Here is a 25,643-nt window from a genome sequence, read left to right on the forward strand (position 1 = left end):
CGTCGATCAGCCCAGCAGACCATCGACCGGCGAGGACGCGCTGGCGAACCGCTTGCGCGGAATGCGACCGGCGAGGAACGCCTCGCGCCCGGCCTCGACCGCCTTGCGCATCGCGCTGGCCATCAGCACCGGGCTGCGCGCGCCGGCGATCGCGGTGTTCATCAGCACGCCGTCGCAGCCCAGCTCCATCGCGATCGCGGCGTCGGAAGCAGTGCCCACGCCGGCGTCGACGATGATCGGCACTTTGGCGTTCTCGATGATCTCGATCAGGTTGTACTTGTTCTGGATGCCCAGGCCCGAGCCGATCGGCGCGGCCAGCGGCATCACCGCGGCGCAGCCGATCTCTTCCAGGCGCTTGGCCAGGATCGGATCGTCGGAGGTGTAGACCATGACGTCGAAACCGTCCTTGACCAGCTGTTCGGCGGCCTTGAGCGTCTGCACGACATCGGGGAAGAGCGTGCGCTGGTCGCCCAGCACCTCGAGCTTGGTCAGGTTGTGGCCGTCGAGCAGTTCGCGCGCCAGGCGGCAGGTGCGCACCGCATCTTCGGCGGTGTAGCAGCCGGCGGTGTTGGGCAGGATCGTGAAGCGGTCCGGCGGCAGCACGTCCAGCAGGTTGGGCTCGCCCGGGTTCTGGCCGATGTTGGTGCGGCGGATCGCGACGGTGACGATCTGCGCGCCGGCGGCCTCGGTGGCCTGGCGGGTCTCATCGAGATCCTTGAACTTGCCGGTGCCGGTCAGCAGGCGGGAGGTGTAGGTCTTGCCGGCGATGATCAGGCCGGCATCAGCGGGGGATGCAGTGGTCATCGTGGGATTATCGCCGATGCGGCTGCGGCGTGTGGGCATGGGCGAGCCGCCTGCCGCGAGGGCAACCCGGCGGCGACGCCCTGCGGATGCTCAGCCGCCACCCAGCGCGTGCACGATCTCGATCCGGTCGCCGTCCTGGATCACGTGTTCGGCATGCCGGCCACGTGGCACGATCTCGCCGTTGATCTCGACCGCGACGCGGCGGTCGGCCAGGCCTTGTTGCATCAGCAGGGCGGCGATGGTGCTGCCGGGGTCGATGGCGAGGTCCTCGCCGTTGAGTCGGATGTCCATCACGGAATTGTCGCCGCTCCGTGCGTTCCGCGCACGCGTGCCGCACTGCGGCGTGCCGGCATCGGAAACGGCGTGGGATGATCCCGCGATTCGGCGCCATGCGCTGCCGGATGGACCGGCGGAAACGCGCCGGCCAACGTCAATTTCCAGGAGAACCCCCCGATGTCGTCCAGGCCCATCCGTGCCGCCCTTGCTGTCGCGCTCGCCGCGGCCGCCACTCTTCCCGCGTTCGCTGCCGAGCCGTTCTCGCGCACGGTGTTCTTCGGCGACAGCCTCACCGACTCGGGGTATTTCCGCCCGGTCATCGTCGGTGCCGTCGGTCCGTCGGGCGCCATCCTGGGCCGCTTCACCACGAACCCGGGTCTGGTCTGGGCCGAGCATGTGGCCAACCGCTACGGCACCAACGCCAGCGCGAACGGCAACGGCCAGGTCGGTGACAACTATGCGGCAGGTGGTGCTCGCGTGGCCGTGCCCAATCCGACCGCACTGGGCGTGGCGCCGTCGCTCGCGTCGCAGGTCAGCACCTATCTGGCGGCGAACGGCGGGCGTGCCGATGCCAACGCGCTCTACACCGTCTGGGGCGGCGCCAACGACCTGTTCGCGGTCGCGGCCAACCCGGCCCAGGCGCAGCAGATCATCGGCTCGGCGGTGACCGCGCAGGTCGGCCTCGTCGGCACGCTGCAGGGCGCGGGCGCCCGGTACGTACTGGTGCCGTCGATTCCCGACATCGGCCTGACCCCGCAGTCCCGCGCCGGCGGCGCCGTCGGCATGGCGACCGGCACCGCGCTCGCCAACACCTACAACACCGCGCTCTACGGTGGCCTGGCCAGCCAGGGCCTGCGCGTGATCCCGGTCGATACCTTCCACTTCCTGCAGGAAGTGTCCGCCGATCCCGCGCTCTACGGCTTCACCAACGTGACCTCGGCCGCGTGCCGCGCGCAGCCCGGCATCGGCGATTCCTCGGTGTTCTGCAACCCGAATTCGCTGGTCACCCCGTCGGCGGCCGACACCTATCTGTTCGCCGACGGCGTGCACCCGGCCAGCCGGGCGCACGAGCTGATCGCCGACCTCGCCATCGCGATGATCGACGGCCCGCAGCAGATCGCGGTGCTGCCGCAGTCGGCGACCGTGACCGGGCGCGCACGCGCCGATCGCATCAACAACCGCCTGAGCCTGGCGCCGGCCCGCAGCGAGGGCCGCAGCTGGTGGGCCGACGTGCGCGCCGACATGCAGCGCTACGACAACGGCGACGCCTACGACGGCGTGGGTCCGGCATTGACCGTCGGGCTGGACTGGACTTCGGGCGACACGACCTTCGGCGGCTTCGTCGGCTACGGCAAGCAGGGGAACGACTGGGGTCTGCGCCGCGGCAACTGGGACCAGACCGAAACGACCGTCGGTGGTTTCGTCGGCTGGCGCGCGGACAGTGGCGCCTGGGTCAACGGCCAGGTCAGCTACTCGTGGCTCGACTTCGACACCGATCGCACGGTGCAGATCGGCCCGGTGACCCGCGTGCATACCGGCCAAGCCGACGGCAACAACCTGACCGCGGCGATCGGCGCCGGCTGGAACTTCGGCGCAGGCCCACTGCAGCACGGTCCCGTGCTGTCGCTGGTCGCGCAGCGCATCGAGGTGGACGGCTTCGCCGAGAGCGATCCAACCGTGTCGAGCTCGCTGGCGTATCCGTCGCAGGACATCGACTCGCTGATCGGCAGCGCCGGCTGGCAGTTCGCCTACGCCGCCAGCGACACCTTCCGTCCCTATGCACGCCTCACCATCGACCGCGAATTCGAGGATGCGCCGAGCGAAGCCTTCGCGCAGTCGCAGTCGCTACCCTCGACGCTGCCCTACGCAGTGCCGGCGCGCGGGTACGACACCAGCTACGGCACCGCCACGCTGGGCACGCAGACGACGCTGTTCGGTCTCGATGCCAACGTCGGCGCCAGCCTGACGGTCGGCCAGAAGGGCGGCAGCCACACGACCGCGTTCGCCACGATCGGCGCAGGCTTCTGAAGCCTGCGTCCGAGGGCAGCGGCGCCAGGGCGGCGTCGTTGCCAATGCGCGCAGGGCCGGCATAGACTGCGCACCTCGCGCGGGTGTAGCTCAATGGTAGAGCTGTTGCTTCCCAAGCAACTGACGAGGGTTCGATTCCCTTCACCCGCTCCAACAGGGTTTCGTGACATCCGTGCGGCGACTCCAGCGAACTGGTGTCGCCGTTTTCGTTGGTGGTCCGCGTTCCCGCGGTGTGCGTCCGTCCGGTGATTCGATGAAGCTCGCGATCCTCTCCCGCAACACCAGGCTCTACTCGACCCGACGCCTGGTCGAGGCCGCGCGCATGCGCGGCCATACCGTGCGCGTGCTCGATCCGCTGCGCTGTTACATGCGCATCAGCAGCGACGGTTTCTCGATGCGTTACAAGGGCAAGCCGGTGGTCGGCTACGACGCGGTGATTCCGCGTTTCGCGGCCTCGGTCACGCGTTACGGCAACGCGGTGCTGCGCCAGTTCGAACTGATGGGCACGTTCGCGCCCAACCCGTCGGCCGGGTTCGCGCGCGCGCGCGACAAGCTGCTGTGCCAGCAGCTGCTCGCCGCCGAAGGGCTCGGGTTGCCGGTGACGGTCTTCGGCGACAACCCCGACGACACCGATGATCTGCTGGCGATGCTCGGCCCGCCGCCGCACGTGATCAAGCTCAACGAGGGCAGCCAGGGCGCGGGCGTGATGCTGACCGAGAAACCGTCGGCCTCGCGTGGCGTCGTCGAGGCGCTGCGGGGTCTGTACGCGAGCTTCGTCATGCAGGAATTCATCGCCGAGGCGCAGGGCGCGGACCTGCGCTGTTTCGTCGTCGGCGACCGGGTCATCGGCGCCATGCAGCGCCAGGCGCCGCCGGGCGATTTCCGCTCCAACCTCCACCGCGGCGGCACCGCGAGTCCGGTCGAGACGACGGTGGAGGAACGCGCTGCGGCGGTGCACGCCGCCCGGGTCATCGGTCTGGGAATCGCGGGGGTCGATCTGATCCGCTCCGCGCGGGGTCCGCTGGTGCTGGAGGTCAACGCCTCGCCCGGCCTGGAAGGCATCGAAGAGGCCACCGGCGACGACATCGCGGGCGGCATCATCGAACACCTGGCGGCCCACGTCGCCACCAGACCGCCGCCGCGGCGGACGCGCCGGGCGGTTCCGAACGGAACTTGAACGTTTTTTTTCCGGTTTTCGACGGTGCGGACCTTAATCTGCACATCCGGAATGCGCTCGCGCTCTCTCTCCGTCCCGGTATACCGGGGCCGCAGCGGATGACGGCAATCGGGGCAACACTCCTTCGACCCGGGCGGTTTCCGTCCGGGTCTTTTTGTGAGCGCCCGCCGGTCGCCGTGCCCTGCGGATCATGGACGGACGCGCGTCCGTCGGCGCGCCGGGCGACGCTCTATGCGCGACGACGACGGTCGACGTGGAAGCATCGCCACCCTGTGCCATCATCCGGCGCGATACCGTATTCACCGTTTGCGCGCCCCGCCGGGCGCGACGCCAAGGACACTCCATGCACATCCTCGTCATCGAAGACAACCAGGACATCGCCGCCAACCTCGGCGACTACCTCGAAGACCGCGGTCACACCGTCGATTTCGCGGCCGACGGCGTCACCGGCCTGCATCTGGCGGTGGTCCACGACTTCGACGCGATCGTGCTCGATCTCAACCTGCCGGGCATGGACGGCCTGGAGGTCTGCCGCAAGCTGCGCAACGACGCGCGCAAGCAGACGCCGGTGCTGATGCTCACCGCGCGCGACAGTCTGGACAACAAGCTGGCTGGATTCGACTCGGGGGCCGACGACTATCTGGTCAAGCCCTTCGCGCTGCAGGAAGTGGAGGTGCGCCTCAACGCGCTCTCGCGCCGCGGCAAGGGCACGCACACCCGGGTGCTCGACGTCGGTGACGTCGAATACAACCTCGACACGCTGGAAGTGCGCCGCGGCGGCAAGCTGCTGCAGCTCAATCCCACCGCGCTGAAGATCCTGCAGTCGCTGATGGAAGCCTCGCCGGCGGTGGTCACGCGGCAGGAACTGGAAACCCGCGTCTGGGGCGAGGAGCTACCGGATTCGGATTCGCTGCGCGTGCACATCCATGGCCTGCGTGCGGTGATCGACAAGCCGTTCGACACGCCGTACATCCAGACCCGTCACGGCATCGGCTACCGCATCGCGGTTCCCGATGCGGCCACCTGAGGCCATCCAGGGCCGGCCGGCCCGGACGCGCGGGCGCCGTCGTTACCGGCGGCGTCTGCGCAGTCGCATCATCCTGTCGTTCGTGCTGCTCGGTCTCGGGCTCACGACGCTGTTCGCGTTCCTGACCCAGGAGGCGCGTGACCGCGTGGAGAACACGCTGGTCGAAGACCTGATGAACCGCAACATCGACGAGTACGCACGCCGCTACTACGTCGACCCGACCCGCAATCCCGCCGCGCCCGTACAGCAGATCCAGGGGCGCGTGATCCGCCGCGACCGGTTCGAGGAGCTGCGTCGCGACCAGCCCGACTGGTACGAGCTGGGCGACGGCATCCACAACCTCAGTGGTGTCGACGAGGACGGGACGCCCTTCATGTACAAGCTCGCGGTGCGCAAGACGCCCGACGAGTGGTTCTTCCTCGCCTACGACATGACCGAGACGATGCGTGGCTCCACGCAGTTCCAGCGTGCGATCTTCGGATCCGTGGTACTGGTTTCGCTGCTGTCGCTGCTGATCGGCTGGTGGTCCGCGTCGCGGGTGATGAGTCCGGTCTCGGCACTGGCAAACCGCCTGCGCAGCTCGGGTGACACCTCGACGCCCGAGGCCCTGGCGCCGCATTTTCCCGACGACGAAGTCGGGCAGCTGGCCAGCGCGCTCGACGATTATGCGTTCCGCCTGACCGAGGTCGTGCAGCGGGACCGCGAGTTCAACGCCGACGTCAGCCATGAACTGCGCACGCCACTGGCGGTGATCAAAGGTGCGGTGGAGCTGCTGCTGTCACGCCCTGAGCTGGACACCAAGACGCGCACGCGGCTGGAGCGCATCCAGCGCGCCGAGCAGCAGTGCACGGACCTGATCAGTGCATTGCTGCTGCTCTCGCGCAACGAGCGCGGACACGGTGCGACCGACGTCGGGCGCGTGGTCGAACAGCTGTTCGACGCGCATCGCGGTCAGCTGCTCGGCAAGCCGCTGACGTTGCGGCTGGAGCCCGCCGCGCAAGCGCTCGTCGTCGATGCGCCCGAAGCCGCGGTCACCGTCGCGCTGGGCAACCTCGTCGGCAACGCGATCAAGTACACGCTGGAAGGCGAGGTGGTGGTGCGTCTGGGCGAGCACACGGTCGAGGTCGCCGATTCCGGCCCCGGCCTGAGCGCGGAAGATGCGGCGCGGCTGTTCGAGCGCGGCTATCGCGGTACCCATGCCGAGCATTCGCAGGGCGGCGGCATCGGCCTGTCGATCGTGCGTCGGCTGTGTGCGCTGTACGGCTGGCAGGTCCGCGTGGTGCCGGGCGCAGTGCGCGGCGTCGTCGCGACGCTGTCGTTCCGGCCGGAGCGGCCGTCGATGCAGTCGGACTGACGCCGGCTGCCCGAGACGCGCGTCGCGCCGCGGGTGCTACAGGCTCACCCACCAGCACCCGAGATGCCGGCGCAGGCCGAACACGGTCGTGACGGTGCCGCCGCCGCTCGCACCGGTCTGGTCGAGCCGCAATGAACTGGGGGGGCGTTCGGGCTGCGCGGTGGGAATGTCGCGCGCGCTGACCCATCCCGAAAAGCCGGTCCGTTCCTGCGCGACGACCGTCTGCGCAGGCCGTTGCGCGGTGATGTTGACCAGCGGACGCTGCGCGATCGCGTCGAGCCGCTCGAGAATCTGGTAGCCCCCGCGCTGGCTCAGGCCCTGCCAGTGGTAGAGGCCGGCCAAGCGGTTGGTGTCGCGCTGGCCGATCGCGAAACTCAGCTCCTGGATCAGCCCGCGCAGCTGGCGCTGGCAACTGATCCGAGGCAGGGGCGTGTGCCCCGCAGGCTGCCGCGGCGCGCTGGCGGTCGCGCCGACGGCCGAGCAGGCGCGATCGGTATAGATCGTGCCGCCGTCGGGCGCGGTGCAGCGCCTGACCTGGGCCACGCCGTCCGCCGGCATGCATGCGGCCACGACCGTCGAGGCGATCAGCAGCAGGGCGGGTGCGGGGCGTCGGGGCATCGGCGCAGCCTAGCGGCTGGCCGTGGCGGGCGACAGTGTCGGGGCCGCTCCGTCAGGACAGCCGGGCGAGCACGGCCTGGGTCGGCTTCGACAGGTTGAGCGTGTAGAAGTGCAGGGCGGGGGCGCCGCCTGCGATCAGGCGCTCGCACAAGCCGGTGACCACGTCGGCGGCCAGTTCGCGGATCGCGTCGGCATCGTCGCCATGCGCGGTCATCTGTCGCTGCATCCAGCGCGGGATCTCGGCGCCGCAGGCTTCGGAGAAGCGCCGCAGCTGGCTGAAGTTCGAGATCGGCATGACGCCCGGGATGATCGGGATCTCGATACCCACGCGGCGCGCGCTGTCGACGAAATGGAAATAGGCGTCGGCGTTGTAGAAGTACTGGGTGATCGCCGCGTCCGCGCCGGCCTCCACCTTGGCCTTGAAGTGACGCAGGTCCGTGCGCGCGTCGTCGGCCTGCGGGTGGATTTCGGGATAGCAGCCGACCTCGATGCGGAAGGTGTCGCCGAACTCGCTGCGTATGAAGGCCACCAGGTCGGCGCCGTAGCGCAGGTCGCCGGGCCGGCCCATGCCCGAAGGGAGATCGCCGCGCAGCGCGACGATGCGGGTGCAGCCGATCGCGCGGTAGAGGGTGAGCAACTCGCGGATCTCCGCACGACTGCCGCCCACGCAGGACAGGTGCGGCGCGGCGTCGAGACCGTGGTGCTGCGTGAGCCGGCGCACGGTCTCGGGCGTGTGGCTCAGCGTCGACCCGCCGGCGCCGAACGTGCACGACACGTATTCCGGCGCATGCGCGGCGAGCTTCCTCGCGGTGCGATCCAGCTGGCTGCGCTGGTCATCGGTCTTGGGCGGATAGAACTCGAAGCTGAGCGGAAGCATGCGCGACCTGCGACGATGGGGACACGGCCACTATATCGCTTGATCGCGATACATTCGAAGAGATGCGGGTGTGCGTCTGGCTGGAACACGCTTTTCCGCGGGGCGTTGCCGGCCCCGGGCCTATAATGACCCGCTCGCCCGGCCACCCCGGGTCGTGCCTCTCGACGGTTCCGCTGCCGCCGACCGGCGTCCTCCCCCAAGGATCCCGTCATGAAGACATTCCTCAAGGCCCTCGTCGGCCTCGTCGTGCTGCTGGCGCTCGTCGCCGGCGTATTCCTCTACTGGCCGCTGTTCGAACGCGCGCCGCCCGAGCCGGACAATGCCGAGCCGGTCGACGTGGTGCTGATCGGCGCCGGTGTCATGAGCGTCACGCTGGCCACCTATCTGCAGGAACTCGAGCCCGACTGGCGCATCGAGATGTACGAACGCCTCGACGGCGTGGCGCTGGAGAGCTCGGACGGCTGGAACAACGCCGGTACCGGCCACTCCGGCTTCGCAGAGCTCAACTACACGCCCGAGCGCGAGGACGGCAGCATCGAGACCGCGCGCGCGGTCGACATCGCCGAGCAGTTCGAGATCTCGCGCCAGTTCTGGTCGCACCAGGTCGAAGCCGGCCGTCTCGGCGCGCCGACCGACTTCATCAACGCCACCCCGCACATGAGTTTCGTCTGGGGCGATGCGAACATCGACTATCTGCGCCGCCGGCACGCCGCCCTGTCGAAGGAGCCGCTGTTCAACGGCATGCAGTACTCGGAAGACCCGAAGCAGATCGCCGCCTGGGCGCCGCTGATGATGCAGGGGCGCGATCCGGCGCAGAAGATCGCGGCCACGTGGATGCCGCTCGGCACCGACGTCAACTTCGGCGTGATCACCCGTCAGCTGACCCAGGCGCTGGAGCGCAGCCCGAACTTCGGCCTGCATCTGCGGCACGAAGTGCGCAAGCTGCAGCGCGAGGACGACGGCACCTGGACGGTTGCCGTGCACGATCTCGCCAGCGACACCACGCGGTCGATCCGCGCGAAGTTCGTGTTCGTTGGTGCCGGCGGCGCCGCGCTGACCATGTTGCAGCACTCGGGTATTCCCGAAGCCGCGAACTACGGCGGCTTTCCGGTCGGGGGCCAGTTCCTGGCCGCCGACAACCCGGCCGTCGCCGCGCGCCACATGGTCAAGGCGTACGGCAAGGCCGAGTCGGGCTCGCCACCGATGTCCGTGCCGCATCTCGATGCGCGCAAGCTCGACGGCAAGCCGGTACTGCTGTTCGGCCCGTTCGCATTGCAGAGCACGCGCTTCCTCAAGCACGGCTCATGGTTCGACCTGTTCTCGTCGGTCAACAACCACAACGTCGCCGGCATGATGCGCGTCGGTGCGGAGAATCGTGATCTGGTCGGTTATCTCATCAGCCAGGCGCGCCTGTCCGACGCCGATCGCATGGCCGAACTGCAGAAGTACTACCCGGATGCGCAGCCTGCCGACTGGCGCCTGGTGACGGCGGGCCAGCGCGTGCAGATCATCAAACGCGATCCGGAGAAGGGCGCGATCCTGCAGTTCGGCACCGAGATCGTCACCGATGCCGACGGCAGCATCGCCGCGCTGCTGGGCGCCTCCCCCGGTGCGTCGACGTCCCCGAAGATCATGCTCGACGTGATGCGCAAGGCGTATCCGGTGCAGATGGACGGCCCCTGGCGCGCGCGTATCGAGCAGATCGTCCCGTCGTTCGGACGGACGCTCAACACCGATGTCGCGATGACCAACCGCATCCGCGGCATGACCAGCCGCGTGCTGCAGCTGCCGTATCACGAGGTGCCGGGCGGGGCGATCGGCGACGGCCAGCCGCCGGCCATGAACGACGAACTGCACGGCCCGGACGAAGGCCCGGACGAGGCCGCGCTCGACCGGCGCATGCAGGCGCTGTGATAGGAATCCGGTTGCTTGGAAAGGCGGGCCGGGAGGTCCGCTTTTTTTCTGGCGCGATGCCGGCGCGTTACTCTGTCGCGCCCCCGCAGACGACCGCCCGATGTCCATCGTCCTCACGCCGTTCGCCCGCCCGCGTCTGTTCCCGCGCACACCGCGCGGCAACACCATCCAGGACATCACGCCCGCGCAGTTCGAGGCGCATCTCAACCGCGAGACGCCGCATGCGGTGCTCGATGGCTACGCACCGTTCTGCAAGCTGCACGTGCATCGCAACTGGACCTCGACGCGCTGCCTGACGGTGCCGATCACCGATGCCAACCGCCATCTGCTGCGTTCGGGTTACGAATCGCGCAGCAGTGCCGAACTGCCGGTGCTGGTGCGCTGGTTCGAAGGCGTGGAGGCGCCGCGCGCCGAGTATCTGGTGGTAATCCTCTACAGCGCAGAACAGCTCGCCAAAGAAGGGTCGCCGATCGACGCCGACTGGGGCATCGTCGGCTGCATCTACACCGCCGAGCCCGACGAGATTCCGATGGCCCCGATCACGATGCTGCGCAACGCGCTGGGCGTGGACGAGGGCGGCTCGGGCGTGCCGCTCGACCGTGAGGCCTACCGTCGCAGCGTCGAGTTCTGGGAGCGGAACGCGAACTGGCGGTCTTGAGACCTGCGTCTGGCGCGCGACGCGCCCGCGCCGTGGCGGGAGCGGTCTCGCCGTGGCCGGCGCCGGTGATCGTGGGGCGCGGATCGGGACGGCAGCTGCAGCAGACGCTCGGAACCCTGCAGGCACGCCACAAAAAACGGGCGCCTTCCGGCGCCCGCTTCTCCGTGCCGCAGTGACCGCCGAGGCGATCAGTAGCGGTAGTGGTCCGGCTTGAACGGGCCTTCGACGGCGACGCCGAGATAGTCGGCCTGGTCCTTGGACAGCGTGGTCAGCTTCACGCCGATCTTCTCGAGGTGCAGGCGGGCGACTTCCTCGTCGAGATGCTTGGGCAGGATGTAGACCTTCTTCTCGTACGTGTCCTTCTTCTCCCACAGGTCGATCTGCGCGAGGGTCTGGTTGGCGAACGAGTTCGACATCACGAAGCTCGGGTGGCCCGTGGCGCAGCCCAGGTTCACCAGGCGGCCGTCGGCCAGCAGGAAGATCGCATTGCCGTTGCCGAACACGTACTTGTCGACCTGCGGCTTGATGTTGATCTTCTCGACGCCCTTCAGCGCGTTGAGCGCATCGACCTGGATCTCGTTGTCGAAGTGGCCGATGTTGCAGACGATGGCCTGGTCCTTCATCGCCTGCATGTGCGCGACGGTGATGATGTCCTTGTTGCCGGTGGTGGTGACGTAGATGTCGCCGCGGCCGAGGGTTTCCTCGATCGTGGTGACTTCGAAGCCTTCCATCGCCGCCTGCAGCGCGCAGATCGGGTCGATCTCGGTGACCACGACGCGGGCGCCGTAGGCACGCAGCGATGCCGCCGAGCCCTTGCCCACGTCGCCGTAGCCGCAGACGACCGCGACCTTGCCGGCCAGCATCACGTCCATCGCGCGCTTGAGGCCGTCGGCCAGCGACTCGCGGCAACCGTAGAGGTTGTCGAACTTCGACTTGGTGACCGAGTCGTTGACGTTGATCGCCGGCACCAGCAGCTTGCCGGCCTCGGCGATCTGGTACAGGCGGTGCACGCCGGTGGTGGTCTCTTCCGACACGCCCTTCCACTCGGCGACCGTGCGGGTCCAGAAGTCCGGACGCTCGCCGCGCACGCGCTTGAGCAGCGCCTTGATGACCTGCTCTTCGTGGCTGCCGCCGGTGCTGTTGACCCAGCTTTCGTCGCCCTGTTCCAGCTCGTAACCCTTGTGGATCAGCAGGGTGACGTCACCGCCGTCGTCGACGACCAGCTCGGGGCCGATCAGGCCGCCCTTGCCGTCGGGGAAGCTCAGCGCTTCCAGCGTGCAGTCCCAGTACTCCTCCAGCGTCTCGCCCTTCCAGGCGAACACCGGCGTGCCGCTGGCGGCGATCGCGGCGGCAGCGTGGTCCTGGGTCGAGAAGATGTTGCAGGACGCCCAGCGCACGTCGGCGCCGATGTCCTTCAGCGTCTCGATCAGCACCGCGGTCTGGATCGTCATGTGCAGCGAACCGGTCACGCGCACGCCCTTGAGCGGCAGGGTGGCGGCGTGCTTGTTGCGGATCGACATCAGGCCCGGCATCTCGTGCTCGGCGATGTCGATTTCCTTGCGGCCCCAGTCGGCGAGGCCGATGTCGGCGATCTTGTAGTCGCCGTCGGTCGAGAAGGTCTTCAGCTGTGCGTTCATGGTGTGCTCCGTAGTGGAATGCGCCACGCGCATTCGCGATTACGGGCGCCGTTCACAGGACACCGCGCCGAGCCTGGCCGTACACGTTCACGGTCGCAGCGCCCCTCGGCGAGGCGAGCCCCATTCTATCGCACGCGGGTGACTGCAGGCCTGCTGCGGGCGGCGGTCATGGCGCGGACTGCACCCCTTGGCATGAACGGGAATTCAGGCTGCGGGTCCCGCCTCGGGTTTACCCCAGTAGGTCGCCGGCAGCCGCATGCAAGACCATGTCCGGACCGCGCCACGCACGCGGCGTCCCGCAACTGCACGAAGCGAAGGAAGTGAACATGCACGTACACGATGGCGGCGGCTCGGTTGCCCAGACCCTGCCCACTCCGACGCCCGATCCCACGCGGCACAACGTGGTCGCCGGCGACACCGTCGCGACGCTCGCCGAGCGCTACATGGTCAGTCCCGAAGCGATCCACGCGGCCAACCCGCAGCTGGTTTCGCCGACCGCGCAGGGCGGCAATGCGATCCAGCCGGGCGATGTGATCGAGATTCCCGCCTCCCCGATGAGCGTCGGCGGCGACATCGACGGCGGCAGTGCGAACCATTCCACCACTGACATCAAGGTCTCCGCCAAGGCCGGCGACGGCAGCATCACCTGGCAGCCCGACAGCACGGCGGTCAAGCTCACCACGGAGCAGGAGGTCGAACTCGGCAACAACCGCGCCGAAGGCGCGCCGGCTGGCAGCCGTGGCGCATCGATCAGCGTCGCCAGCGAAGCCTCGGTCGAAGTGCAGGAAAGTCGTGGTGACGGCACGACGTCGTTCTCGGTGACCACCGGTTCGCAGATCAGCGTGTCGGGTGAAGCGAACGCAGGCGGCCGTGGTGGGGCCGAGGTCGAGGCCAGCGCCGCGACCGGTTTCGAGTCCACGTACAAGGTCACGCTGCCGGGCGAAGACCAGACCGTCGAAGCGGCGGCTGCAGTGAATCCATTCGATCCGACGACGATCCCGGTCGGCGGCAGCGTCACCCTCGACAGCAGCGCGTTCACCGACACCGCGCTCGCCGGCTCGTTCCGCATGATCGGCACCGAGACCAACATCAAAGCGTCCGACGGCGTGAGCTACACCGTCGAGCGCGTGGACGCCGACACCGTGCGCGTGACCACCGGACCGACCGAGACGATCAATGCATTCAATGGCGTCGGTCTGCGCGTCGGCGATCTGTCGGTCATGGCGGGCCGCGAAGACCAGTTGCACGGCGCGACGCTGCAGACGGCCGAGTTCGACATCGCCAGCGTCGAGGGCCAGGCCGCGTATGCGCACTTCAACGCGACCGGGCAGGTCGCGCACGCAACGCCGGGCGTCGACAACGTCGCGACGATCTCGCGCATCGATTACTCGTCGCAGACCCAGCTGCGCGCCGGCTTCGACCAGCTCAACATCGCGCTCGGCGGCCAGGCCAATCTCGGCAGCTCCGTGCAGGTGGAATACGCCGACGGATCACGCGCGCTGACCACCGATCTGAGCTACGGCGGCAACGTGCCGCTGACCATCGAGCAGCGCTTCGATGCCGCCGGCAACGAACTGCCGGGCGAGCGCAGCTATGCGTTCGAACTCAGTACCGATCGACCGTCCTACAACTGGTTCGAGCGCAACATCCTGGGCCAGAACGAAGGCAGCGAAGAGCAGGCCAATGCCGATCTGCTGAACTGGGCGTTGACCGGCGGATTCGACGGCGGTGGTCCGGTCGGTGCCGGCGAAACGGTCACGCTGACCTTCAGCGAATCGCAGCTCGAAACGCTGATCGGCCAGACGCGCGCGACGGTCGAAGCCGGGCAGGGCATCGGCGGCGCGCACAGCGATCTGCGCGTGCTCGTCGAGGACTACAGCGGCAATCCGGTCAACGACACGATGGACTTCGCCGTGTCGCTGGCCCGCAACCTGGGCGGCGATCCCTACGGCTTCGCCGCGCGTCTGCAGACCATTTCCGCAGGCGCCGACGGCAACGTCGCCAACGACAGCTATGCACGTATCGATGCGGATGTGCAGGTGCACTAGGGCGTGTCACCCATCCCCGAGCAGGCCGCGCCGTGCCTACGCGCGATCGGGACAAGGAAGAGGGAGGAAGTGGACGTCCGTCCACGACCGAGTGATGACGCAGACCGGGGCGCGCGTAGACACGGCCCTCCGGGTTGGGCCTGAAAAGCCGCCAGCCGGCGCCGCGCGGCTTGACCTGACGGCCAGTCAGGCACTGCGCCACGCAACACCGGCTGGCGGCTTTCCAGACCCAACGCGACGTGCTTGGGGAAGGGTGACGCGCCCTCATCCGCTGCACGGTTTGGCATCGACTGGATGTCAGGTTTGGGGGCCGCCTTCGGGCGGCCCCGTTTTTTTTGAGCGTCGGGAACACGCGCATCGCCTGACGGAAGCCGCGCCGCGGCGCAAGTCCCGTCGGTCCCGTCCTGCAGGCGGCGGCTGCGTCCGACCCGGCGGTTATGCTCGACGACCCGTGTGCTTCCGGATCGCCTGCCGATGTCTTCCCCGATCGCCCGTCGCCGTCTTTCCGTCGTCGTCTCCGCCACGCTGCTCGTCGCCACGCTGTCGTGGGGTGCACCGCTGTTCGCGCAGGGCGCGTCCGCAGCGGATGCGTCCACGTCCGCTGAAACCGGCTACCAGCTGCCGCCCGAAGCGCTGCAGGCGATCGTCGATGCGCCGCGTCCGCCGCGGCTGTTGCTGAGTCCGCAGCGCGATCTGGTCGCGTTCCTGCAGACGCCGGCCCTGCCGGGCATCGCCGAGGTGTCGCAGCCCGAGCTCAAGCTCGGCGGTATCCGCATCAATCCGAAGACCTATTCGGCCAGCCGCGCGTCCTACGTGACGGATCTGTGGCTCAAGCCGGTCGACGGCGGCGGCGAGCAGCGCATCGCAGGCCTGCCGGAACCGCTGTCGCTGGCGTCGCTGCTGTGGTCGCCTGACCAGCGCCACATCGCCTTCAGCCAGGTCGACGTGCGCGCCGGCGAGGTGCAGCTGTGGGTCGTCGACGTGGCCACGCGCCAGGCGCGCCGTCTGCTCGCGCAACCGCTCAATGCGGTAGTCGGCAACGGCTTCGAATGGACGCCCGACAGCGCCGGGCTGCTGGTGCGCCTGCGTCCCGACGGGCAGGGCGCCGTGCCCGCGGACGACGGCATTCCCGCAGGCCCGAACGTGCAGGAGACCGGCGCCGGCGGCACCGTGCAGCAGCTGCGCACCTATCAGGATCTGCTGCGCAGCGAGCAGGACGCGCGCGTGTTCGCGCACTACATGACCAGCCAGCTCGCGCGCGTGGCGCTCGACGGCACGGTGTCCCCGGTCGGGACGCCGGGCCTGACCACCAGCGCAACGCTCTCGCCGGATGGCCGCCATATCCTGCGTCAGCAGATCGATCGACCGTTCTCGTATCTGGTGCCGTACACGCGCTTTCCCCGGCGGATCGAAGTCGTCGGCCTGGACGGCGAGGTGCAGCACACCGTCGCGACATTGCCGCTGGTCGAAGGCCTGCCGGTCGGCAACGACGCGGTGCCCACCGGCAAGCGGTCCGTGGCTTGGCGCAGCGACGCGCCGGCGACGCTCGCATGGGTGGAAGCGCAGGACGGCGGCGACCCCGCGCGCGAGGTTGCGGTGCGCGACATCGTCTACATGCAGGCCGCGCCGTTCCGCGCAACGCCGCATGTGCTGGCCGAACTGTCGATGCGCTACGCCGGCACCCAGTGGGGCAGCGGCGATCTCGCGCTGCTGACCGAATACTGGTGGAAGACGCGGCGCATCCGCGAATGGCGCCTGCAGCCCGATGGCGGCGACGCCGTGATGGTGCGCGACGGGTCCTACGAGGACCGCTACGCGGATCCGGGCATGGCGGTGACGATGCCCGACGCGACCGGCAACAGCCGCCTGCTGATCGCCTCCGACGGCACCAGCATCTACCGCATCGGCGATGGTGCGTCCGAGGAGGGCGACCGTCCGTTCCTGGACCGGCAGAACCTCGCCGACGGCAGCACCACGCGTCTGTTCCATTCGCAGGCGCCGTACTACGAGTCGCCGAGCGCGGTGCTCGACGCCGACGCGACACGCCTGCTGACCTCGCGCGAAACCCAGACCGAGCCGGCGAACTACGTCGTGCGCCAGCTCGATGCGCCCGAAGCCGCGCCGGTGCCGCTGACTGCGTTCGAACATCCGACGCCGCAGCTGCGCGACGTGCAGAAGGAGCTTGTGCGTTTCAAGCGCGAGGACGGCGTGGATCTCACCGGCACGCTGTATCTGCCCGCCGGTTACGACGCCAAGCGCGACGGCCCGCTGCCGATGCTGATGTGGGCGTATCCGGGCGAGTTCAAATCCGCCGACGCCGCCAGCCAGGTCACCGACTCGCCGCACCGCTTCAACGCGATCGGTTACTGGGGACCGCAGGCGTTCCTGGCGATGGGCTATGCGGTGTTCGCCGATGTGTCGATGCCGATCATCGGCGAGGGCACTGCGGAACCCAACGACACCTATATCGAACAGCTGGTGGCGAGCGCCGAAGCCGCGATCGACGAGGCGGTGCGACGCGGCGTCGCGGACCGTCGTCGGGTCGCGATCGGCGGACATTCCTACGGCGCCTTCATGACCGGCAACCTGCTCGCGCACTCGCGCCTGTTCGCCGCCGGCATCGCCCGCAGTGGCGCCTACAACCGCACGCTGACGCCGTTCGGCTTCCAGGCCGAGGAGCGCAACTACTGGCAGGCGCAGGAGACGTACCTGCAGATGTCGCCGTTCAATTACGCCGGCGACATCAAGGATCCGCTCCTGCTGATCCATGGCGAAGAGGACAACAACTCCGGCACGTTCCCGATGCAGAGCGAGCGCATGTTCGCTGCGATCAAGGGCCTGGGCGGCAACGCGCGTCTGGTGATGCTGCCCAGGGAATCGCACGGCTACCGCGCGCGCGAATCGATCCTGCACATGCTCTACGAGACCAATGCCTGGCTCGACCGGTACGTGAAGAATCGTCCGGCGGACGACGCGGCGCGCTGAGCTCGGGTGCGGGCGCGTCACGCCTGACGTGACTGGAACAGGCCCGGGCCTCGCGTCGCGCGAGGTCCCGTGGTCCTTGAGTGCACACCGCTCCCTCCGAGATAGGTCGACGCGCGCAGCGCGTCGGGTGCGGGTCAGGCGTGGACGGACGTTGCCGTGGAAGTACCGCGTCCGACCACCGGACGCCTCGGTCCCGGCGCGTGCCTCGCCCGGCAGCGGGCGCGCAGCACACGGACGCCGTCACCCGGAGCGCGTATCAGCCGGCACACGACGTGGTGCGGATCGTCGCGGGCGGACCGCTCAGCTCACGCCCATTCCGGCGACGGCAGGTCCGCGACCGCGTGGCGCATGGCGTCGTTCCAGTGACTGCGGATCGACTGCAGGTAGGCGTCGCCGTCCTCGAACCGCTGCTGGATCTCGATCTTCAGGCTGTCACGCCTGTAGACCAGCAGATCGATCGGCGGACCGACCGACAGGTTGGAGCGGATCGTCGAATCGAACGACACCAGCGCGCACTTGGTCGCCGTGACCAGATCGGTGTGCGAGTTGATCACGCGGTCGAGGATCGGCTTGCCGAACTTGATCTCGCCGGTCTGGAAGAACGGCGTCTCGCCGGCGCTCTCGATGAAGTTGCCTTCCGAGTACACCAGGAACAGACGCGGCGCCTCGCCGCGGATCTGGCCGCCGACGATGAAGGAGCCACTCGGATCGATGCCGCCGTCGCGCAGATAGGCTTCGTCGCGACCGCGGATCTCGCGCATCGCATCGCCGACCACCTGCGCCACCTGGAACATCGACTCCGCGTTGAGGATGCCGATGCGCTCGGGCTCGTGGCGGGCGCGGTGCTCGAGCAGATTGAGCACGTTCTGCGTCAGCGACAGGTTGCCCGACGACAGCGTGACCACCACGCGCTCGCCTTCCTGGCTGAAGACCCGCATCTTGCCGGCCCGGCGGATGTGGTCCACGCCGGCGTTGGTGCGTGAGTCGGAGGCCAATACGAGGCCCTCGTCGAGGTTCAGTCCGATGCAGTAGGTCATGTCGTATCGCGGTACAGCGCAGCCGACATTGTGCCCCGCGACGACGGGCAGTGACAGCTCAGGACGTGCGCTGCCACTGCGACTGGCGCAGGACCGGCGGTGCGACGGGCGTCGCGCCGGTGGTCATGAACTGCCGGTGGATCTCGTCGCCCAGCTTCGACAGGCGCGCCATGGTGTCCTGCAGCCAGGGTTCCAGGCCGCCGGCGATGATCTCGTCGATGCGCGCATAACGCGCCTGTGCCGCGAGCGCACCGGCCAGCCGCGCCACTTCCAGCGACTCGCCGCCCGACAGCTGCTGCAGGATCTGATGGATCGCGCCGACGCAGGTCTGCAGCGAGCGCGGGTTGTCGTTGTTGAGCAGCATCAGCGACGCGACCCCGGCCGGGCTGACCGATTCGCGGTACAGGCGTCGATAGGTCTCGAACGCCGACAGCGCCTGCAGCAGCGCGCTCCACTGGAAGTACTGCGTCGCGTCGCGCGCCTCGCCGGTCTCGGGCAGTTCCTCGTCGCTGCTGATCATGTCGAGCAGGCGGATCGACCAGTCGGCGCGCTCGATGAAGGCGCCCATCTGCAGGAACTGGTAGCCCTCGCCGCGGCCGAGCGTGCCGATGGTGATGCCGCGGAAGGCGGCGGAGCGGGTCTTGACCCACTCCAGCGCGCTGCTCAGCCCGTCCTGGCGCAGCCGCGCAGTGTCGAACCGGCGGATTTCCAGCCACGAGCTGTTGAGGTCCTCGTACATCTCCGCGGTGATCGCCACGCGCTGCGCACGGGCGTTCTCGCGCGCGGCGCGCAGGCAGCTGTAGATCGAGCCGGGATTGTCCGGCGAGAGCAGCAGATGCTGCACGACACTCGCCGCGTCGATGCGGCCATGCGTCTGCTGGAATTCCTGCGCGGACCCCAACGAGTCGAGTGCGCGACGCCAGGGCGCGGCCTGGGCCTTGCCACGGTCCAGCCGCTCGGGCAGCAACGCGATGCGCTGCGCCATGTCGAGCAGACGGGCGGTGTTCTCGGCGCGCTCCATGTTGCGGGCCACCCAGTAGAGATCGTTCGCGGTGCGGCACAACATCCGATCAGCTCTCCATGACCCAGGTGTCCTTGGTTCCGCCACCCTGCGACGAGTTCACGACCAGCGAGCCTTCGCGCAACGCCACCCGCGTCAGGCCACCGGGTATCACGTGGATGCGCCGCCCGCTGAGGATGTAGGGGCGCAGGTCGATGTGGCGCGGCGCGAGGCCGCTGTCGACATAGGTGGGGCAGGTCGACAGGGAGAGGGTCGGCTGCGCGATGTAGTTGCCGGGGTCGGCGAGGATGCGCGCACGGAACTCCTCGATCTCCGCCTTCGTCGACGCCGGCCCGACCAGCATGCCGTAGCCGCCAGCGCCGTGGACTTCCTTGACCACCAGTTCCGGCAGGTGCTCGAGCGTGTACTTGAGGTCGTCCTTGTTGCGCAGCTGCCAGGTCGGCACGTTGTGCAGGATCGGCTCCTCGCTGAGGTAGTAGCGGATCATCTCCGGTACGTACGGATACACCGACTTGTCGTCGCCCACGCCGGTGCCCGGCGCGTTCGCCAGCGTGACGTTGCCGGCGCGGTAGGCGCCGAACAGCCCCGGCACGCCGAGCATCGATTCGGGGCGGAACACGGTGGGGTCGAGGTAGTCGTCGTTGATGCGGCGGTAGATCACGTGGACGCGTTGCGCGCCGCGCGTGGTCTGTGCGTAGACCATGTCGCCCTGCACGAACAGGTCCGCGCCCTCCACCAGCTCCACGCCCATCTGCTGGGCGAGGAACGCGTGCTCGAAATAAGCGGAATTGGCCGCGCCCGGCGTCAGCACCGCGACCACGGGATTGTCGACATTGGCGGGCGCGCACTGGCGCAGCACTTCGAACAGGGCGTCGGGATACTGTTCGACGGGCGCGATCTGCTGGCGGGCGAAGACTTCCGGCAGCAGCCGCGACATCATCCGCCGGTTCTCGAGCATGTACGACACGCCCGAGGCCACCCGCAGATTGTCCTCGAGCACGTAGTACTCGCCGTCGCCGGCGCGCACCAGGTCGATGCCCGACACGTGCGAATAGGTGTCGCAGGCGACCTTGAGGCCCTGCATCTCCTTGCGGTACTCGCTGTTGTCGAGCACCAGTTCGGTGGGAATGCGTCCGTCGCGCAGGATGCGCTGGTCGCCGTAGATGTCGCCGAGGAACAGGTTCAGGGCGTGCACGCGCTGGCGCAGCCCGGCTTCGAGCATCTTCCATTCCTGGGCAGGCAGGACGCGCGGCACGATGTCGAACGGAATCAGGCGTTCGTTGCCCGTCTCCTCGCCATAGACCGAGAACGTGATGCCCACACGATGGAAGGAGATTTCCGCCTCGCGCCGCTTGTGCGCCACCTGCGCCTCGGGCGTGGCCTGCAGCCAGTCGTCGAAACCGCGATAGTGCGGGCGGACGTGCCCGTCGGCATCGTGCATTTCGTCGTAGCTGGGTGGCATCGGGTGACAGGCTCCGTGGGCAGTGCACAGGCGGATCCGTGCTGCACTGCACAGATAGCATGCGAACTCGACGATGCACAACGGGTGATGGCGGCGCGCCTGCGCCGCATGCGAAACGGGCCGCTTGCGCGGCCCGTTCCGGGAGATCACGGTCGCGGCGGAGCCGCGATCGGATCGCTTACTTCAACTTCGCATCCGCGCGCAGTGCATCGGCGCGATCGGTCTTCTCCCACGAGAACGACGTCGCGCTGTGCGACTTGCCGGCACCGTCGGTATAGCTGAAGTCCTTCGGCTTGCGGCCGAAGTGACCGTAGGCCGCCGTCTGCTGGTACATCGGGTGGATCAGATCCAGCATCTGGATGATGCCGTACGGGCGCAGGTCGAAGTGCTTGCGGATCAGCTTTTCGATCTTCTCGTCCGGGATCTTGCCGGTACCGAAGGTGGTGACCGAGATCGAGGTCGGCTCGGCGACGCCGATCGCGTAGGACACCTGCACTTCGCAACGGTCGGCGAGGCCGGCGGCGACGACGTTCTTGGCGACGTAACGCGCGGCGTAGGCGGCCGAGCGGTCGACCTTCGACGGATCCTTGCCCGAGAACGCACCGCCACCGTGGCGCGCCCAGCCGCCGTAGGTGTCGACGATGATCTTGCGGCCGGTCAGGCCGCAGTCGCCCACGGGGCCGCCGATGATGAACTTGCCGGTCGGGTTGATGTGGAACTTGGTGCCCTTGTGCAGCCACTTGGCCGGCAGCACGGGCTTGATGATCTCTTCGCGGACGGCCTCGATGAGGTCCTTCTGCTTGATGCCCGGATCATGCTGGGTCGACAGCACCACCGCATCGATCGCGGTCGCCTGGCCGTCTTCATAGCGCAGCGTGACCTGCGACTTCGCGTCGGGGCGCAGCCACGAGAGATTGGAATTCTTCTTCTTGCGGATCTGCGCCTGGCGCTCGACGAGGCGATGCGACAGATGGATCGCGGCCGGCATGAAGCTGTCGGTCTCGTTGGTCGCGTAGCCGAACATCAGGCCCTGGTCGCCGGCGCCCTGCTGCTCGGGATTCTTGCGGTCCACGCCCTGGTTGATGTCGGGCGACTGCTTGCCGATCAGGTTCAGCACGCCACAGGTCTCGCCGTCGAAACCGACGTCGGAGCTGTTGTAGCCGATGTCGAGGATCACCTTGCGGGTCAGCGCTTCCAGATCGATCCAGGCACTGGTCGTGACTTCGCCGGCGACGATCGCCACGCCCGTCTTGACCAGCGTTTCGCAGGCCACGCGCGCGCGCTTGTCCTGCGCGAGAATCGCGTCGAGGACGGCGTCGGAAATCTGGTCGGCGATCTTGTCCGGGTGGCCTTCGGAGACCGACTCGGAAGTGAAGAGATAGCTGGACATCGGGCCTATATCCCTATATTCGGATGAAAAGATGGGCCGAAATGATACAGCGCCGGCCGTGGAATTGCATTGTGCCCTGCGGCGGATTGCGGTGCGGTTAAGCGCGCCACCGCCGCGCGTGTCGTCGTTGCAGGGCCGACTGCTAGCATCGACGGATGGATTCCCTGACCCAGATCGTCCTCGGCGCATCGGTCGCCGCCGCCATCGTGCCGGCCGCCCATCGGCGCGCCGCGCTGGTGGCCGGCGCCGCGCTCGGCACCCTGCCGGATCTCGACGGCGTGCCGATCGCATTGATGACCGACGATCCGGTGCTGCGCATGACGCTGCACCGGGGGCTCACGCACTCGCTGCTGGTGCTGCCGCTGGTGGCCGCCGCGATCTGGTGGCTGTTCAAGCGGTTCGGCAACGGCCGGGTCGCGGCATCGCCGGTGCGCTGGTTCTGGGCGATCGCGCTGGCACTGGTCACGCATCCGCTGCTCGATGCGTTCACCGTCTACGGCACACAGCTGTGGTGGCCGCTGACGCCGCCGCCGGCGATGTGGTCGAGCGTTTTCATCATCGATCCGCTCTATACGGTCTGGTTGATGATTGGCGTGCTCGTCGCCGCGTTCGCCGGTCCGCGCCCAGTCGCCGGCCGGCTGATCGCCGCCGGGCTCGTGCTGAGCACGGCGTATCTGGGCTGGTCGCTGGTGGCCAAGACACTGGTGAACCGCGAAGCCGATCGCGCGCTGGTCGCGATGGGCCTGGGTGATGCACCGCGGTTCTCGGTGCCGATGCCCGTCAACACCGTGCTGTGGCGCGTGGTCGCGATGACCGACGACGGCTATGTCGAAGGTTTCCGCTCATTGGCGGCAGATCGTGGCCCGATGCAGTTCACTGCGTACACCTCGGATGTCGCCGCACTGCGCGAGAACGCAGGCCTGCCTGCGGTGCAACGACTCGCGTGGTTCAACCACGGTTTCATGGGCGCGGCGGTGGTCGACGACACCCTCCAGCTCAGCGATCTGCGCATGGGCAATGAACCCGACTATTTCTTCCGTTTCGACGTGGCCCAGCGTGCGGGCAATGGCTGGCGATCGATCCCGCCGGTGCAGGCGGAGATGAGGCGCGACATCGCGGAGACGTGGCACGCGACCTGGGCGCGCATCTGGCACGAGCCGGCGACGCCGGGTCTCGAAATGGGCGGGGCGGTCGGCAGTCCTTGACGCTTCGCAGGATGGGTCGAGCGCAGCGCAACCGATCACCCGATTCGTATTGGAAGCCGGCAATGCCGGAACGCTATCGATGGGTTTCGCCGCGCTCTACGAATCCTGCGGACGACGGACGCGTGGGCCGGAGGTCGCCGGCGACCAGCGCGTCGAAGTAGTCGCGGGTCAGTGCGAGTTGCGCGTCGGCGGTCTCGGCGCGGTTGACCACGCTGCGGAAGGCCGCGTTCTCGGGCCGGTCCTTGGCGTACCAGCCCAGATGCTTGCGTGCGATGCGCACGCCGGAGGTCTCGCCGTAGAACGCATGCAGCGCTTCGAGATGGCCGAGCAGGATGTCGCGGATTTCGGTCAGTGTCGGCGGCGCCAGATGCGTGCCGGTCGCAAGAAAGTGCGCGATCTCGCGGAAGATCCACGGCCGGCCCTGCGCGGCGCGGCCGACCATCACCGCGTCGACGCCGGTGTGGCGGAGCACGGCCAGCGCCTTCTCCGGCGAATCGATGTCGCCATTGGCGAGCACCGGAATCGACAGCGCGGCCTTGATCGCGGCGATCGTGTCGTATTCGGCAGTGCCGGTGTAATGCTGGTCGCGCGTGCGGCCGTGCACGGCGAGCGCGGCAATGCCGGCATCCTGCGCGATGCGCGCGATGGTGGGCGCGTTGCGGTGCTCGGCGCACCAGCCGGTGCGGATCTTCAACGTCACCGGTACGTCGACCGCGCGCACCACGGCATCGAGGATGCGCGCGACCAGGCCCTCGTCCTGCATCAGTGCCGAGCCGGCCCAGGCGTTGCAGACCTTCTTCGCCGGGCAGCCCATGTTGATGTCGATGATCTGCGCGCCGTGGTCGACGTTGTAGCGCGCGGCGTCGGCCAGCATCGCCGGCTCGGTGCCGGCGATCTGCACGCCGACCGGCGCGGGTTCGCCGTCGTGGTCCATGCGCCGCAGCGATTTCTCGGTCTGCCAGAAACGCGGATCGCTGATCGTCATCTCCGACATCGCCAGACCCGCGCCCAGCCGCTTGCACAGCTGCCGGAACGGCTTGTCGGTGACCCCGGCCATCGGCGCCAGGACCACGTTCGGTTCGATGCGGTAGGGCCCGATCTGCATGGCGCCATTGTCGCCGATCGGCGCACGGCCGGCCGGCTGCCGCGAATCTGGGTTCAGTCGCCGACGGCGAGCCGCGGCATTGCCAGTGCCGCGCCCACATGCTCGGTCGACAGGCCGGCATAGCGGTTGGCGAACCGGACGTGTCCGGCGAACGGGTGCGCGTGCGCGGCGGCATAGGCCGCGGCCAGTGCGCCGTTGAACGCATCGCCCGCGCCGGTGGTGTCGACGGGCTCCACCTTGTCGGCGGCCACGCGATAGAACGGGGCATCGTCGCCGCGCAACAGGTCTTCGCGGTGCGAGACGAATGCGCCGGCCGCGCCGAGCGTGATCACCACGGTGCCGCGTGGCAGCAGGGTGCGGCACAGGCGGTGCAGCTGCGCGTCCGGTGTGCCGGCGATCGCGTCGCTGTCGATGCGGTGGCTGGTGTGGCGCTCCAGCAACGCCGCGAACTCGGTTTCGTTCGGGGTGAGGATGTCGGCCGCAGCCAGCAGTTCGCGCAGACACTCCGCATTGGCCGGGGCAGGGTTGAGCATCGTGATCGTGCCGGCGGCGCGCGCCAGGCGCATCGCCTCGAGCACGCTGTCGAGCGGCGATTCGAGCTGCGACAGCAGCACGCGCGCGCCGGCGAGCGCGGGGGCCTGGCGGCCCAGCCACGCGACGCTGAGGTCGGCGTTGGCGCCGGCGCCGATGACGATGGTGTTGTGGCCGGCCTCGTCGACATAGATGCCGGCGGTGCCGGTGGGCTGCGCACTGTCGTGCACGCGCAGTTCGATGCCGTCCGCTTCGGCCAGCGCACGCGCCTGGCGGCCCCCGTCGTCGTTGCCCAGCGCGCACAGGAAGCCCGTGTCGGCGCCCGCGCGTGCGGCCGCGACGGCCTGGTTGAAGCCCTTGCCGCCGGGGCCGGTGTGATAGCGGCCGCTCAGCGTCTCGCCACGGCGTGGCAGCGTGGCGCAGTTCCAGACATGGTCGACATTGAACGACCCGACGACGACGACATGACTCACGTCACACCCCGCGTCG

20 protein-coding genes, 1 tRNA gene and 1 riboswitch are annotated in these 25,643 nt (G+C 68.5%); of the genes, 10 read left to right on the forward strand and 11 right to left on the reverse strand.

What is annotated here, in order from left to right; genetic code table 11:
* Window positions 1-6 precede the first annotated feature (6 nt).
* Both CURTO8I2_RS01335 and thiS read right to left on the reverse strand, forming a co-directional pair.
* On the reverse strand, window positions 7-804 hold the full coding sequence (locus CURTO8I2_RS01335; protein ID WP_159678029.1) for a thiazole synthase: 798 nt from the start codon (window positions 802-804) through the stop codon (window positions 7-9).
* Between the two features lie 90 nt (window positions 805-894).
* A complete protein-coding gene (gene thiS / locus CURTO8I2_RS01340; protein WP_159678031.1) occupies window positions 895-1,095 on the reverse strand; it encodes a sulfur carrier protein ThiS in 201 nt (66 codons plus the stop codon).
* 162 nt (window positions 1,096-1,257) lie between these two features.
* Here thiS and CURTO8I2_RS01345 point away from each other — a divergent pair, with 162 nt between their 5' ends.
* The 5 genes from CURTO8I2_RS01345 to CURTO8I2_RS01365 all read left to right on the forward strand — a co-directional run bounded on the left by CURTO8I2_RS01345 (window position 1,258) and on the right by CURTO8I2_RS01365 (window position 6,666).
* A complete protein-coding gene (locus tag CURTO8I2_RS01345) occupies window positions 1,258-3,108 on the forward strand; it encodes an autotransporter domain-containing protein (RefSeq protein ID WP_159678033.1) in 1,851 nt (616 codons plus the stop codon).
* Window positions 3,109-3,187: 79 nt separating this feature from the next.
* A tRNA-Gly gene (locus tag CURTO8I2_RS01350) sits at window positions 3,188-3,261 on the forward strand.
* 100 nt (window positions 3,262-3,361) lie between these two features.
* Window positions 3,362-4,285 carry a 30S ribosomal protein S6--L-glutamate ligase gene (rimK, locus tag CURTO8I2_RS01355; protein ID WP_159678035.1) on the forward strand — a complete coding sequence of 308 codons (924 nt, stop codon included), beginning with the start codon at window positions 3,362-3,364 and terminating at the stop codon, window positions 4,283-4,285.
* A gap of 343 nt (window positions 4,286-4,628) precedes the next feature.
* Complete coding sequence (locus tag CURTO8I2_RS01360; RefSeq protein WP_159678036.1) at window positions 4,629-5,312, forward strand: response regulator transcription factor; 684 nt, start codon at window positions 4,629-4,631, stop codon at window positions 5,310-5,312.
* A complete protein-coding gene (locus tag CURTO8I2_RS01365; RefSeq protein ID WP_159678038.1) occupies window positions 5,299-6,666 on the forward strand; it encodes a HAMP domain-containing sensor histidine kinase in 1,368 nt (455 codons plus the stop codon). Before CURTO8I2_RS01360 ends, CURTO8I2_RS01365 begins: the two co-directional genes overlap by 14 nt.
* Window positions 6,667-6,702: 36 nt before the next feature.
* Here the strand turns inward: CURTO8I2_RS01365 and CURTO8I2_RS01370 are convergent, their stop codons facing one another.
* Together CURTO8I2_RS01370 and metF are read right to left on the reverse strand one after the other, a co-directional pair.
* Window positions 6,703-7,284 (reverse strand): hypothetical protein, encoded by a 582-nt coding sequence (locus CURTO8I2_RS01370; RefSeq protein WP_159678039.1) that lies wholly within the window; start codon window positions 7,282-7,284, stop codon window positions 6,703-6,705.
* A 52-nt stretch (window positions 7,285-7,336) separates the two neighbouring features.
* Entirely contained in the window at window positions 7,337-8,161 is an 825-nt protein-coding gene (gene metF / locus CURTO8I2_RS01375) for a methylenetetrahydrofolate reductase [NAD(P)H] (RefSeq protein ID WP_159678041.1), read from the reverse strand.
* 210 nt (window positions 8,162-8,371) lie between these two features.
* Between metF and mqo the strand changes: the two genes are divergently transcribed.
* The gene (gene mqo / locus CURTO8I2_RS01380) at window positions 8,372-10,075 is read left to right on the forward strand and encodes a malate dehydrogenase (quinone) (protein ID WP_159678042.1); all 1,704 of its coding nucleotides are present in this window, start codon (window positions 8,372-8,374) and stop codon (window positions 10,073-10,075) included.
* Window positions 10,076-10,175: 100 nt separating this feature from the next.
* Window positions 10,176-10,733 (forward strand): DUF3228 family protein, encoded by a 558-nt coding sequence (locus tag CURTO8I2_RS01385; RefSeq protein WP_159678044.1) that lies wholly within the window; start codon window positions 10,176-10,178, stop codon window positions 10,731-10,733.
* Window positions 10,734-10,921: 188 nt separating this feature from the next.
* On the opposite strand, the gene ahcY is transcribed toward CURTO8I2_RS01385, so the two are convergent.
* The gene (gene ahcY / locus CURTO8I2_RS01390; protein WP_159678046.1) at window positions 10,922-12,370 is read right to left on the reverse strand and encodes an adenosylhomocysteinase; all 1,449 of its coding nucleotides are present in this window, start codon (window positions 12,368-12,370) and stop codon (window positions 10,922-10,924) included.
* Between the two features lie 36 nt (window positions 12,371-12,406).
* Window positions 12,407-12,483, reverse strand: a riboswitch (S-adenosyl-L-homocysteine riboswitch).
* 213 nt (window positions 12,484-12,696) lie between these two features.
* Here ahcY and CURTO8I2_RS01395 point away from each other — a divergent pair.
* Both CURTO8I2_RS01395 and CURTO8I2_RS01400 read left to right on the forward strand, forming a co-directional pair.
* Window positions 12,697-14,418: a LysM domain-containing protein gene (locus CURTO8I2_RS01395; RefSeq protein WP_159678047.1), complete on the forward strand. Its 1,722-nt coding sequence runs from the start codon at window positions 12,697-12,699 to the stop codon at window positions 14,416-14,418.
* Between the two features lie 474 nt (window positions 14,419-14,892).
* The gene (locus CURTO8I2_RS01400; protein ID WP_159678049.1) at window positions 14,893-17,403 is read left to right on the forward strand and encodes a prolyl oligopeptidase family serine peptidase; all 2,511 of its coding nucleotides are present in this window, start codon (window positions 14,893-14,895) and stop codon (window positions 17,401-17,403) included.
* Window positions 17,404-17,708: 305 nt separating this feature from the next.
* Here the strand turns inward: CURTO8I2_RS01400 and CURTO8I2_RS01405 are convergent, their stop codons facing one another.
* The 4 genes from CURTO8I2_RS01405 to metK form a co-directional block, all read right to left on the reverse strand.
* Window positions 17,709-18,440, reverse strand: a complete 732-nt coding sequence (locus tag CURTO8I2_RS01405; RefSeq protein WP_159678050.1) for a peptidase — start codon at window positions 18,438-18,440, stop codon at window positions 17,709-17,711.
* Window positions 18,441-18,498: 58 nt separating this feature from the next.
* Window positions 18,499-19,506 carry an alpha-E domain-containing protein gene (locus CURTO8I2_RS01410; RefSeq protein ID WP_159678052.1) on the reverse strand — a complete coding sequence of 336 codons (1,008 nt, stop codon included), beginning with the start codon at window positions 19,504-19,506 and terminating at the stop codon, window positions 18,499-18,501.
* Between the two features lie 4 nt (window positions 19,507-19,510).
* Window positions 19,511-20,923, reverse strand: a complete 1,413-nt coding sequence (locus CURTO8I2_RS01415) for a circularly permuted type 2 ATP-grasp protein (RefSeq protein WP_159678054.1) — start codon at window positions 20,921-20,923, stop codon at window positions 19,511-19,513.
* Between the two features lie 178 nt (window positions 20,924-21,101).
* Window positions 21,102-22,313 carry a methionine adenosyltransferase gene (gene metK / locus CURTO8I2_RS01420; RefSeq protein WP_159678055.1) on the reverse strand — a complete coding sequence of 404 codons (1,212 nt, stop codon included), beginning with the start codon at window positions 22,311-22,313 and terminating at the stop codon, window positions 21,102-21,104.
* Between the two features lie 155 nt (window positions 22,314-22,468).
* Between metK and CURTO8I2_RS01425 the strand changes: the two genes are divergently transcribed.
* A complete protein-coding gene (locus CURTO8I2_RS01425; protein ID WP_159678057.1) occupies window positions 22,469-23,518 on the forward strand; it encodes a metal-dependent hydrolase in 1,050 nt (349 codons plus the stop codon).
* Window positions 23,519-23,591: 73 nt separating this feature from the next.
* Here the strand turns inward: CURTO8I2_RS01425 and dusB are convergent, their stop codons facing one another.
* Window positions 23,592-24,623 carry a tRNA dihydrouridine synthase DusB gene (gene dusB / locus CURTO8I2_RS01430; protein ID WP_159678059.1) on the reverse strand — a complete coding sequence of 344 codons (1,032 nt, stop codon included), beginning with the start codon at window positions 24,621-24,623 and terminating at the stop codon, window positions 23,592-23,594.
* Window positions 24,624-24,676: 53 nt separating this feature from the next.
* Entirely contained in the window at window positions 24,677-25,627 is a 951-nt protein-coding gene (locus CURTO8I2_RS01435; RefSeq protein ID WP_159678060.1) for a ribokinase, read from the reverse strand.
* Window positions 25,628-25,643 lie beyond the last annotated feature (16 nt).

Origin of the sequence: Luteimonas sp. 9C (assembly GCF_902506295.1) — a bacterium.
Taxonomy (GTDB): Bacteria; Pseudomonadota; Gammaproteobacteria; order Xanthomonadales; family Xanthomonadaceae; genus Luteimonas.